General features: G+C 61.2%; 6 protein-coding genes. 4 read left to right on the top strand and 2 right to left on the bottom strand.

What is annotated here, in order from left to right:
• Positions 1–84 precede the first annotated feature (84 nt).
• The gene (gene apbC, locus ACVOLZ_RS15145; RefSeq protein WP_481516850.1) at positions 85–942 is read right to left on the bottom strand and encodes an iron-sulfur cluster carrier protein ApbC; all 858 of its coding nucleotides are present in this window, start codon (positions 940–942) and stop codon (positions 85–87) included.
• A gap of 178 nt (positions 943–1,120) precedes the next feature.
• Here apbC and ACVOLZ_RS15140 point away from each other — a divergent pair, with 178 nt between their 5' ends.
• Together ACVOLZ_RS15140 and ACVOLZ_RS15135 are read left to right on the top strand one after the other, a co-directional pair.
• Entirely contained in the window at positions 1,121–3,154 is a 2,034-nt protein-coding gene (locus ACVOLZ_RS15140; protein WP_481516849.1) for an alpha/beta hydrolase family protein, read from the top strand.
• Between the two features lie 145 nt (positions 3,155–3,299).
• On the top strand, positions 3,300–6,167 hold the full coding sequence (locus ACVOLZ_RS15135; protein ID WP_481516848.1) for a TonB-dependent receptor plug domain-containing protein: 2,868 nt from the start codon (positions 3,300–3,302) through the stop codon (positions 6,165–6,167).
• An 80-nt stretch (positions 6,168–6,247) separates the two neighbouring features.
• Here ACVOLZ_RS15135 and ACVOLZ_RS15130 read toward each other — a convergent pair whose 3' ends face one another.
• Positions 6,248–7,849 carry a phytoene desaturase family protein gene (locus ACVOLZ_RS15130; RefSeq protein ID WP_481516847.1) on the bottom strand — a complete coding sequence of 534 codons (1,602 nt, stop codon included), beginning with the start codon at positions 7,847–7,849 and terminating at the stop codon, positions 6,248–6,250.
• 169 nt (positions 7,850–8,018) lie between these two features.
• Here ACVOLZ_RS15130 and ACVOLZ_RS15125 point away from each other — a divergent pair, with 169 nt between their 5' ends.
• Complete coding sequence (locus ACVOLZ_RS15125; protein ID WP_481516878.1) at positions 8,019–10,118, top strand: M13 family metallopeptidase; 2,100 nt, start codon at positions 8,019–8,021, stop codon at positions 10,116–10,118.
• 283 nt (positions 10,119–10,401) lie between these two features.
• Positions 10,402–12,411 (top strand): M13 family metallopeptidase, encoded by a 2,010-nt coding sequence (locus tag ACVOLZ_RS15120; RefSeq protein ID WP_481516846.1) that lies wholly within the window; start codon positions 10,402–10,404, stop codon positions 12,409–12,411.
• The last annotated feature ends 158 nt before the right edge of the window (positions 12,412–12,569 follow it).

Genomic DNA, 12,569 nt, shown 5'->3' with positions numbered 1-12,569 from the left:
GCCTGCCAGCAACTTCTGCACACTCTCTATGTATGTGGAAGGCCCGCAGAACGGACCTTCGCTGTTGCCAATCGGGCGGCAGCCTCAGATCAGCGAGGACAGGATCGGAATACTGGCGCGCGGACGCTTGGCCAATTCCTCAGCCAAGCGCTGCGCCGCCGCCATATACGCCTTGGCCGCCGCCGACTCGGGCTGCGCAACCACGATCGGCGCCCCCGCATCGCCCTGCTCGCGGATGCCAATATCCAGCGGCAGTGAGCCCAGCAACGGCACCCCGTACTGCTCAGCCATGCGCTGGCCACCGCCCTCGCCGAACAGATGCTCGACGTGGCCACAGTTGCTACAGGTATGCACGGCCATGTTTTCGATGATGCCGAGCACCGGAACCTCGACCTTTTCGAACATATTCAATGCCTTGCGCGCATCCAGCGTGGCGATGTCCTGCGGCGTGGTGACGATCACCGCCCCAGCCACCGGGATCTTCTGCGACAGCGTCAACTGGATATCACCAGTGCCCGGCGGCAGATCGATCAGCAGGAAATCCAGGTCGCCCCACAGCGTGTCGTTGAACAGCTGGGTCAGCGCGGAAGTGGCCATCGGTCCACGCCAGATCATCGGGGAGTCGGGCTCGATCAGGAAACCGATCGACATCGCCTCGACCCCGAACGCCCGCAGCGGCTCGATGGACTTGTTGTCCGGGCTCTCCGGCCGGCCGCTCAGGCCCAACATGGCCGGCACGCTGGGGCCGTAGATATCGGCATCCAGTACCCCAACCTTGGCGCCCAGCGCTTTCAGCGCCAAGGCCAGATTCACCGCCGTGGTGGACTTGCCCACCCCGCCCTTGCCCGAACCGACCGCAATGACATTGCGGATACGCGGATGGGGGGAAAGCCCTTTTTGCACACGGTGGGTGGCTGGACGGGACTGATCGTAAAGCTGCATGACGTGAAGGATTCAAAAGAGTTGGCCGAGATAGTGCCACACCCAACTTTCGCTGCAAAAACAATGTGCCAACACGTAAAGACAAACCGCAGCATTGACGAAAATACAGGGTTCATTCATCTTCAGCATAAATGTGCCACGACTCGGCACATACGCCATAGCCAAGGACGTCACATCGATGAAACCACTCAAGTGCGCCAAGTTTGCCCTCGCAGCCAGCATCGCGCTGGCTGCAACAACCGCTCAAGCTGCCCCAACCCCCTTGCCAACGGAGAGCTTCGCGAAGATACCCGCAATTCAGTCTGTGACGATGAGCGCCGATGGTAAGAGGCTCGTCGCCATCATCGCCGCGCCAGGCAGCAACAATGGCGATACCGCACTGGCCAACTGGGACATGGACAAGCTCGGCAGTGGCCCCACCTCAATCACCCCTTCGGGTGATCGAATGAAATTCATTGCCGCCAGCGCACTCAAGGCAGGAAAGACGCTGGTCATTGGCCGCCAGGAATTCACCGGACAGCTATCAGGCTGTGGCGAGGGCAATTCCACTGGCGCCACAAAGACCTTCCTGACAAAGGCCTATCTGACGGACCCAAGCCAAGCAAAGTTCGATGAAGCTTTCGCCGACAACACCCGCAAGCTCGGGGTCAGCGAGCAGACACAGCGCTGCTTGGAATTGGCCGGCTCTGCATCACTGGTTCACTCGCTCCCGCTTGATCCTGACAAAGTCATCATCTCGCAGATGAATGAGCTGACTTTGTCGGCAAACTACTATCTGTTCAATCTGGTCACAGGAAAGACCGAACTACTGTTCCGCGGCGGAACCCGTGCTGCACCAGGCCTCTTTCATCCCCGGAACGGCGAACTTCTGACCCGAAGCCAGATCGAGCCCCTGGGATCGAACGACTACGAGCAGCAGATCCTAATCAAGAACAAGGGCAACGGGCAGTTCGACAAGCACGACGCCCTTACAACCAAGCTCAGCGACCGCTACACCATGGAAGTAGCCGGAATCGATGACACCACGGGCAAGCTTTACATTCTGACTGACAAGTTCTCTGACCAGGTTCAGGCGTGGCAATACGACCCTGCGACCAAGACCTTTGACAAGGAGCCGCTGGCAGCCCACCCGCAGTATCCGATCGGCAGCCTGATCCTCGGCACGCGCCCAAGCAATTTCAATCAGGTTCTCGGTTTTTACGTAGACGGTCCGCGCCGCGAGGCCATTTACGTCGACCCACAGATGAAGGCACTGAGCGACAGCCTGAAGCAGGCCTACCCAGGACAGTACGTCGCCATTACCGGCTATAACGACGACCTGTCCAGAGTGCTCTACACCACCAGCAGCGCAAGCAAACCGACCTCCTACTTTGTCCTCACCGACAAGAAGAACGTCACCCAACTGGGTAGCGAACGCCCCTGGATGGACAGCAATCAGATCGGCGAACAGCGCTGGATCACCTACACAGCGCGCGACGGCCGCAAGATCCCAGCGATTCTTGACCTGCCAGCAGGCTGGAAGGAAGGCGATACCGCACTGCCCGCACTCGTGCACCCGCACGGCGGTCCATGGGCACGTGACTACACAGGCTGGGACGCATCCGGCTGGGTCCCATACTTCACATCCCGCGGCTACGCGGTAGTTCGCCCGCAGTACCGCGGCAGCACCGGTTTCGGCCGCGACCATTGGATTGCAGGCGACAAGCAGTGGGGCCTGACCATGCAGGACGACAACGATGATGCCGCCGCCTGGCTTGTTTCCCAGGGAATTGCGGCAAAGGACCGCATTGCCATCTTTGGGTACTCATATGGCGGTTTTGCCGCCGCAGCAGCCACAGTTCGCAACCCCTCACCGTTCCAGTGCGCCATTGCAGGCGCCCCGGTGACCGACCTGGCTCGCCTGGGCGTTTCGTGGAGCGAAAACCGCCTCCAACGCATCCTCCAGGGACAGACCGTCAAGGGCATGGACCCCATGCAGCATACCGCCAACGCCAACATCCCAGTCCTGCTCTACGTGGGTGATCGCGACGTCCGCACCCCTGCATTCCATGCCCGCGGCTTCTACAACGCAGTCCAAGGCAAGGTTGCAGCCAAGTTCGAACTGATCCCGGACATGCCCCACAGCATGCCGTGGTACCCCCGACACTACCAGGCGACGCTCCCGCTGATGGAAAGCTTCCTGCGCAGTGACTGTGGCCCGAACGGACTTTGACCCCCCGCTCAGCCCTTCGCCCCGCGAAGGGCTGAACAGGCCTACAACAAAAATAGTTACAAATGTTTGATATTCACCTTGCATTTACATTATTTGCTACCTAGACTCGGTTAACCGAAACATAACAAGACGGGGAAAAAGCAGTATGCGCAAAGAAAACGGACACACTTCGCCAATTCGCCTGCCTCTGACACTTGCAGTTCTGGCCTGCCTCCAGGCGGCTCCCGCCTTCGCACAAGAAGCGGTCGCCTCGGAGGGTGAAAAGTCAAGCCAGCAGCAGACGAAGGCCGGGGCAACTGACCTTGACAAGGTAACCGTCACCGGATCTCTGCTCCGCCGCGCTGACTACGACACGATTTCCCCCGTCTTTACCATCGACACCGAAACCAACACGGCACAGGGCCAGGTCAACGTTGGTGAATTCCTGCAGAAATCCGCCATCGGCGCAGCCGAAACACAGATCACCCACCAGTTTGGTGGTTTCGTGGTTGATGGCGGTACTGGCGTACAGACCTTCTCGCTGCGTGGACTTGGCGCCAATCGCACCTTGGTACTGCTCGACGGCCAGCGTCCTGGCCCGGCAGGCACCCGCGGCGCAGTGGGCGCGTTCGACCTGAACGTCATCCCGACTGCCATCCTTCAGCGTGCTGAGATTGTGAAAGACGGCTCGTCTTCGATCTACGGCTCCGACGCTGTCGCTGGCGTGGTCAACCTGATCACCAAGAAGAATTTCGAGCGTCCTGAACTGACCGTCACCTCCCGCATCCCGCAGCACGGTGGCGGTGAAGTTTTTGCTGCCTCGCTGGCCAACGGCTGGAACTTCGAAAAGGGCAGCGTCGTCGCTGCCGTCGAGTGGTACCGCCACAACGAACTGACCCGCGGTGAGCGAGACTTCCTCAACTGCTCGGAAGATCTGGTCAAGGATGCGGACGGCAACCGTATCGACCGCACGGATGCCTCGATCTACGGCCCGCGCCCGTTCTGTCTCAACATGCAACACAACTACATCGCGGAATACGGCACCGCGAAGGTCTGGGTGCCTACGAAAGACGGCAGCACAAACGGTCCGTTTGCTGGCTATGCTCCAAGACAGGACAAGACCTACGCAAACGGAAGCACCCAGGCCTATACGCAAATCCCATCCAACTTCAATCGTTGGGGTGAAGCCCATATCATCAACCGCCAGGAGCGTAAGTCCGCTTACGTGGCCGCTGATTTCGGCTTCGATTCGTTCAACTGGAAGAGCCAGTTCCTCTACAACCAGCGTGACACTGAAAACTTCAGTTGGCGTCAGTTCTTCCCCATCCTGGAAGCACCGGGCACCGTGAACGGAATGGCCCAGCCCGTCATGCCGTTCAAATCCATCACCCAGGTCCAGGTGGACTATTACTATCTGGCCAACAAGCTCGATGGTCTGTTTGCCGGTACAGACTCCTGGGGCTGGGAAGTCAATGCGAACTACAGCCGCTCTAGCGGTACCTATCGCAACCTGGGGATTGACACTCGCCTGACTGGCGACCTCGGCTATGACAATAGTGGTACTCCCGCCGCGAATTTCTTTGACCCGGGCTATCTGAGTGGCGCCAAGGTTGATGAGCTCGTTGACATCCTCGGCATCTGGCACACAGGCAAGACCACCTATGACCAGGCCACCGTCAATGCCGTTTTCAGCGGTGAATTGTTCGACATGCCAGCAGGTGCTGTGGGATTGGCTGCCGGCCTGGAGTACCGCTATTACAAGATTGACGATCAACCGAGCCAGGTCTCGCGCGATGGGTTCATCTGGGGTTCTTCCAGCGCCGATGTCACCAAGGGCGATGACAAGGTCAAGGAAGCCTTTGTGGAACTTGAGGTGCCGCTGCTCAAGGGCATTACAGGCATCGAATCGCTGACCGCCAATGCTTCCGGCCGTATATTCCAGTACGACTCGGTCGACGGATCGGACAGCGTGTGGAAGGTCGGCCTTAGCTGGCAGATCAATTCCGCATTCCGCGTTCGCGGCACCTTGGGCACCTCATATCGCGCCCCGGGCTTGTATGAGCTGTACCTTGGCAACCAGACCGGGTTCCTGCCACAGACGTCGATCGACCCTTGCATCCGCTGGGGCGAAAAGAGCAATGACCAATTGGCGGCAAACTGCGGCTCCTTGGGTATTGCTCCCGACTACCCAGGCAATGGCTCCAGCGCAACGGTCTATACCAGTGGTGGTGCAGGCCTACTGAAGCCGGAAACCTCGCGCGCCAAGAGCGTCGGCTTGGTCTTCACGCCATCGTTTGCAAATCTGAATGTGGCAATTGACTACTTCGACTATGAAGTCAATGACCAGATTGCCTCACTGGATGCGAGTGACATCGTCGGTGGCTGCTACGGCTCCACGTCGTTCCCGAACAGGTTCTGCGACCTGATGACCCGCAACCCTTCCACTGATCCGAATGAACCTTTCCGGATTACCGAAGTGCATGCGCAGTACATCAACATCAATAAGCAGCGCACCCGTGGCTGGGACATGACGGCAAACTGGGAACACGAGTTCGGTTTCGGCAAGTTCACCGTGGATACCCAGGTCACCTACACACTGGAAGACGTGATGCAGTTGTTCGACAGCGCGGAGGCCAGCGGCCTGAGCAATTCGGACCAGCTGGGCTTCATTGGCCGTCCGGATCTGGTCGCCAATCTGGGGCTGACCTTCAAGCGTGGTGACTGGAGCTTCAACTGGCTGACCTCGTACATCGGTGAAACCAAGAACAAGGACCTGTCGGAAAAGTTCACCTATCTCGGCCGTCCGAACTCCTACCGCGACATCACTGCTGACGCTCGCTACTACCACACTGCTTCGATGACGTATGACCAGTCGGATTGGCAGATTCTGGTTGGCGTCGCCAACGTCTTCGATGCCAAGCCGGCATCGATCTCGACCGGCGCCGGTACGCGTTACGGCAATGTGCCTGCCTTCGCAACGCAGTACGACTACTACGGCCGCACCCCGTTCGTGCGTCTGAAGTACAAGTTCTGATCTTCAACTGGTAGCACGTTCTATGAGGAGGCGACTTAGGTCGCCTCCTTTTTTAGCGGCGCGCTGCTTGCGCTGCAGCTCTACAGGTCATCCAAGATTCGCTTCGCTGCATTGTGCCCAGGCGCGCCGGTAACGCCGCCGCCCGGATGCGTACCCGAGCCACATAGATACAGCCCCGGCAACGCCCCCTTGTACCCCGACTGCCCCAACATTGGCCGCGCACTGAACAACTGGTTCAAGCTCAGCGCACCGTGGAAGATATCGCCACCGATCAGGCCGAAGGCCCGCTCAAGATCCAACGGACTCATGATCTGCCTGCCCAGTACTGAAGCAGCAAACCCCGGCGCATGCCTATCGACAGTAGCGATCATCAGATCCGCGACGTCTTCACGATGATCGTCCCAGCTTCTTCCATCCGAAAGCTGCGGTGCAACGTGCTGGCAGAACAAGCTCGCAACATGCTGCCCGGGCGGTGCCAGTGAATCATCCAAGGTGCTGGGGATCAGCATCTCGACGATGGGTTCGCGTGACCAGCCGTATTGGCGTGCATCCAGATAGGCGCGATCCATGTAGTCCAGACTTGGCGCGATGATGATGCCTGCCGTCAGGTGGTCGCCCTGCCCTGGCAAGACACTGAACTCAGGCAATTTCGACAAAGCCACATTCATGCGGAAAGTTCCGGAGCCGCAACGCCAATTGGCCATGCGTTCCAACGTAGCCGCCGGCACATCGGCAGGATCAAACAGGCGCTCGTAGAGCAGCTTCGGATTGACGTTGGCAACGATGGCCTTGCCATGCAGCACTTCGCCATCAGCAAGCACGACACCTACCGCACGCCCCTCCTCGACCAGCACCTTGCTTACTGCAGCATCAGTACGAATTTCAACACCGGCCTCAACCGCCGATCGCGCCATCGCCTGGGTGATCGCACCCATGCCACCGATCGCATGCCCCCAGGCACCTTTGACGCCGTTGCTTTCACCAAACACGTGATGCAGCAACACGTAAGCGGTGCCGGGTGCATAGGGGCTGGCGTAGTTGCCGACGATGCCATCGAAGCCGAACAAGGCCTTGATCGGCGCACTCTCAAACCAACGATCCAGATATTCGGCAGCGGAGATGGTGAACAGGTCCATCAACTCCTGTTGCAAAGCTGGATTCAAGCGCTGCAGCTGCCGGCCGAGTTGCCCGGCCTTCCACAGTTCTGGCAAGGCACGCAGCCAACCAATACCGCTGATATTGGGCGGCGCCTGCAGCGCCTGCGCACGCAGCACATCAGCAAAAATCTCCAGCCGCTGCTCGTACTCAGGCAAGCGTGCCGCGTCGTGTGCGGAGAAACGTGCAACCTGTTCTGCAGTGCGCCCGGCCCCGGCCAACAGATACTCACCGTCGCCCAGCGGCAGGAAGTTGTTGAGCTTGCGTGAGACCACCCGCAGCCCATGCCGCTCCAGCTCCAGCTCGGCAATCACCTTGGGCTGCAGCAGCGACACCGTATAAGAGGCCACGGAATTGCGGAACCCGGGATGGAACTCCTCGGTGACCGCGGCGCCTCCCACCACCGCACGCCGCTCCAGTACCACTACGCGCTTGCCGGCTTTGGCCAGATAGGCCGCACACACCAGGCCGTTATGGCCGCCGCCGATCAGGATCGCGTCCCACTGCTTGCTCGAGGTCTTGGTCATTGCTGCTGTATAGCATTGGCCACTCGCCGCCGCCCATAGGAATACGCCTGCAGCGACCCATGACCTTCTACACCCCTTCCTCATCGGTTTCAGGCGTATCTTCCTGCTTCGGCCCCGGACTCCGTGGCCCCACTCATGCTTTGAAACCGGCCCGGAGGCCTTTCCCGTGATCGTTCGCAAACCCCAGATTCTCCTGCTGTCGCTGGCCGTCGCCGCTGCGCTGACCGGCTGCCCCAAGCAGGAAGACAAAGCCCCGGCAGCAGCTCCCGCCGCTGCTCCTGCCGCCGCCAACGAGCTGAAGCTGGACGAGTCCAAGCTGCCGGCCTACAACGCCTTCAGCGCCGCCGACCTCGACGCCAGCAAGGACGCTTGTACCGACTTCAACGGCTACGTGAACGAGAAGTGGCTCAACGCCAACGAGATTCCGGCTGACCGCACCAGCTGGGGCGCCTTCACCATCCTCGACGAGCGCTCGGTTGCCGTGCAGCACCAGCTGGCCGAGCAGGCTGCGGCGATGAAGAACGCCACCGGCATCGAGAAGATCGTCGGCGATTTCTGGGCTGCCGGCATGGACGAAGCCAAGATCAACAGCCTGGGCATCACCCCGCTGAAGGCTGACCTCGCTGCGATTGATGGCCTGCAGGACACCGCCGCGCTGGCCGACTACCTGCGCAGCACCGCTGCCAAGGGCGAGAACTTCCTGTTCGGCTTCGGCCCGGAAGCGGACTTCAAGAATTCGACCATGAACATGGCCTATGCCAGCCAGGGTGGTCTGGGCCTGCCGGACACCACGTACTACACCGACGCCAGCAAGGCCGACAAGCTCAACGCCTACAAGGCCCACGTGGCCAAAGTGCTGGAGCTGAGCGGCATTGCCGCTGCCGACGCCGCCAAGCAGGCCGAAGAAGTGGTCAAGTTCGAGACCCGCCTGGCCAAGGCCTCCAAGTCCAGCGTCGAGCTGTCGCGTGACGTTTCGCTGTACTACAACCCGGTCAGCGTGGCCGATGCCGACAAGCTGACCCCGAACTTCAGCTGGACCGCTTTCTTCCAGGCGCAGGGCATTGCCGCACCGGAGAAGTTCTCGCTGGCCATGCCGGCCTTCCACCAGGAAGTGAGCAAGATGCTTGCCGACACCGCCCCGGCCACGTGGCGAGCCTACCTGCGCTTCCACACCGTGGACGGCGCCGCACCGTACCTGAGCAATGAGTTCGTGCAGGAGAACTACGCGTTCTACGGCAAGGAACTGAACGGCCAGAAGGAAATCAAGCCGCGCTGGAAGCAGGTCCTGGGCACCATTGAAAACGATGCTGGCGATGCTTTCGGCCAGATGTACGTGAAGGTCGCCTTCTCGCCCGAGTCCAAGGCCAAGATGGAAGAACTGGTCAAGAACCTGGCCAGCGCGCTGAAGGACCGCATCCAGAACCTGACCTGGATGAGCGACGAAACCAAGGCCAAGGCCATCGCCAAGTGGGAAACCTTCACCCCGAAGATCGGCTACCCGGACAAGTGGCGTGACTGGAGCGGCCTGAGCACCACCCACGATGACTACCTGGGCAACGTACGCGCTGCCAACGCTTTCAACTACAAGTGGGCACTGGGCAAGATCGGCCAGCCGGTCGACAAGACCGAGTGGGGCATGACCCCGCAGACGGTCAACGCCTACTACAACCCGCTGCAGAACGAGATCGTGTTCCCGGCCGCCATCCTGCAGCCGCCGTTCTTCGACGTGAACGCCGACGACGCGCTGAACTACGGTGGTATCGGTGCGGTCATCGGCCACGAAATGACCCACGGTTACGACGACCAGGGCAGCCGTTTCGGCCCGACCGGCAACTTCGAGAACTGGTGGACCCCGGCTGACGCCAAGGGCTTTGAAGGCCTGACCGGCAAGCTTGTCAAGCAGTTCAACGAGTACAAGGTGGGCGACCAGCAGGTCAACGGCACGCTGACCCTGGGCGAGAACATCGCCGATCTGGGCGGTCTGGCCACGGCCTATGACGCCCTGCAGAAGGCTTCGGCCGGCAAGGAAGATGCAAAGGTTGACGGCTTCAGCCGCGACCAGCGCTTCTTCTTCAACTGGGCCACCGTGTGGCGCACCAAGTACACCGCCGAGAACGCCAAGGTCCGCCTGGCCACCGACTCGCACGCCCCGGCACAGTTCCGTGCCATGGGTGCGCCGTCGAACCTGCCGACCTTTGCTGCTGCGTTCCAGTGCAAGGCCGGCTCGCCGATGGTCCGTGCTGGCGACAAGCAGGTAGTGATCTGGTAATTGCTGCCCTGCAGTGAGACCAGAAGAAGGCCCGGCATCGCCGGGCCTTCTTCGTTTTTTTGTAGGAGCGGCGTAAGCCGCGATGCCGACCGCCCCCAAAGCGCCAGGAGCCAACGCAATCCAATCAATGCCAGCCGCATCACCTGCAGTGGCTTCGCGGCTGACGCGGCTCCCACAACCACCGGCTTTGATGCAGTGCCCAATTCCGTGCCCTGCCCCGGCACCATTCCCCCGCCAGCTTGTTAAACTCCGCCCACTTTGTCCTTCTGCGGATATGCACCACATGCCCAACGTTCGCCCACTTACCCTGGCCCTGGCCTTCTCCCTGGTGACCGTCCTGTCCACCAACGATGCACAGGCCGCCCGCAAGAAGCCTGCGGCACGGGCACCGGCAGTGAGCGCGGCCTGTACGGATTTCTACGAAACCACCAACGGCAACTGGCTCAAGGCCAATCCGGTGCCGCAGACCGGCGCGGTCAGCGCCCTCGGCACGCTGGCGGACAACACCCGCACCCAGCAGCGCCAGCTGCTTGAGCGCTCGATGACCGCCCCGCAGGGCAATGTGCAGAAGCTGCTCGGTGACTTCTGGGCCAGCGGCCTGGATGAAGCCGCCGTCGAAGCCGATGGTTCCAAGCCGATCGCGCCGCTGCTGACCCGCATCAATGCCATCAAGAAGGCCAAGGACATCCCGGCCTCGATCGCCGCGCTGCATCAGGTTGGCATCCCGGTAGCGTTCAACTTCGCCCCGGACGTGGACCTGAAGGCGCTGGACCGCCACATCGGTTACTTCATGCAGGGCGGCACCGGCCTGCCGGACCCGGCCTTCTACACCCGTACCGATGCCGACACCGTCGCATTGATGGGCCGCTACCGCGGCTATGTGAAGCAGATCCTGGCGCTGACCGGCACCCCGGCCGCGCAGCTTGATGCCGAATCGGCGTTGGTCATCCAGCTGGAAACCGAACTGGCGCGCAGCGCGCACTCGGTCGCCGACATCAACAATCCGTTCAACAACTACGCGCCGGTCTCCACCAAGGACCTCAACAGCCGCTACCGCAACCTGCAGCTGGATGCGTTCCTGAAGGCCCAGGGCGTGAACGACGACCTGGTGTCGCTGGCCGACCCGGCGCTGTTCCAGCAGCTCAACGGCATGGTCAGCCGCCTGCCAGCCAACCAATGGAAGGCCTACCTGCGCTGGCGCGTGGGCGACTCGATGGCGCCGTACCTGTCCAAAGCCTACCGCGACGCCGAGTTTGAATTCCGTGGCCGCGTGCTGCGTGGCCAGACCATCGCCCCGTCGCGTCCCGACGCCGTGCTCGACGCCATCAACGTAGCCGCCGGCCCGATGCTGGGTCATGAGTACGCGGCTACCTATCTCAATCGTGATACCCGCCGCCAGGCCGGTGTGATGGTCGACCAGATCCGCGAAGCACAGATTGCCGCGGTCAAGCGCAGCAGCTGGCTCAGCGCCGAGGCCAAGACCGAAGCCGAAGCCAAGCTGGCTGCGATGAAGATCGAGATCGGCACCCCGCTACGCGATCTGGACTACACCGTGCAGCCGATGGGCCGTGGCAGCTTCGGCGGCAACATCCTGATCGCTTCCACCTGGCGCCACGCCCAGGAAATGAAGCGCATCGGCAAGGGCAACGCCGACCGTCGCTGGGACGTGCTGCCGCAGCAGCCGTCGATCGCTTACGACATCGCCCAGAACCGCTTGATCGTTACTGCCGCCGCACTGCAGGGCCCGATCTTTGCCGGCAACGCCAGCACCGCTGAGAAGTTTGGCGCCTTCGGTGGCTTGGTCGCGCATGAAGTCAGCCGCGCCATCGACGTCAAAGGCGCCATGATCGACGCCAAGGGCGAGCTGCGCAGCTGGTGGACGCCGGCCGACAAGAGCGCCTGGACCCTGCTAGGCAACCGTGTCGCCGCGCAGTACAGCGCCTACCCGTTCCCGGGCGTCAAGGATGCCAAGGTCAACGGCGAGCTGACCCGCGACGAGAACATGGCTGATCTGTCGGGCATGGAAATCGCGCTGGAGGCTTTCAATGCCGCCCAAGCCGATGCCAAGCCGGCTGACAAGCAGGACTTCTTCAAGGGCTGGACCAGCCTGTGGGCGCAGCAGCTGTCGCCGAACGAAGCCGTACAGCGTCTGAGCACCGATGTGCGCGCACCGGGCCGCTGGCGCAGCAATGCACCGCTGTCCAACCTGCCGGAGTTTGGTGCCAGCTTCAGCTGCAAGCCTGGTCAGCCGATGCAGCGCACCGACGCCGAGCAGATCAAGATCTGGCGTTGATGCGGGATTGAAGAAAGCAAAAAGGCGCGGATTCCGCGCCTTTTTGCGTTTTTGCTGTTGTAGTGCCGAGCCATGCTCGGCAGAGGCTTTACCAGCATAAAGCTGCCCTCACCCCAACCCCTCTCCCGCAAGCGGGAGAGGGGCTCAAACGGTAGAGC

This window comes from Stenotrophomonas sp. STEN020 (assembly GCF_056760195.1).
This window is presented reverse-complemented; position numbering and strand designations above follow the sequence as displayed.

What these genes read in the sequence shown, in the direction of transcription:
- apbC (WP_481516850.1), bottom strand. Translation starts at nt 942, where the DNA reads ATGCAGCTTTACGATCAGTCCCGTCCAGCCACCCACCGTGTGCAAAAA.
- ACVOLZ_RS15140 (WP_481516849.1), top strand. Translation starts at nt 1,121, where the DNA reads ATGAAACCACTCAAGTGCGCCAAGTTTGCCCTCGCAGCCAGCATCGCG.
- ACVOLZ_RS15135 (WP_481516848.1), top strand. Translation starts at nt 3,300, where the DNA reads ATGCGCAAAGAAAACGGACACACTTCGCCAATTCGCCTGCCTCTGACA.
- ACVOLZ_RS15130 (WP_481516847.1), bottom strand. Translation starts at nt 7,849, where the DNA reads ATGACCAAGACCTCGAGCAAGCAGTGGGACGCGATCCTGATCGGCGGC.
- ACVOLZ_RS15120 (WP_481516846.1), top strand. Translation starts at nt 10,402, where the DNA reads ATGCCCAACGTTCGCCCACTTACCCTGGCCCTGGCCTTCTCCCTGGTG.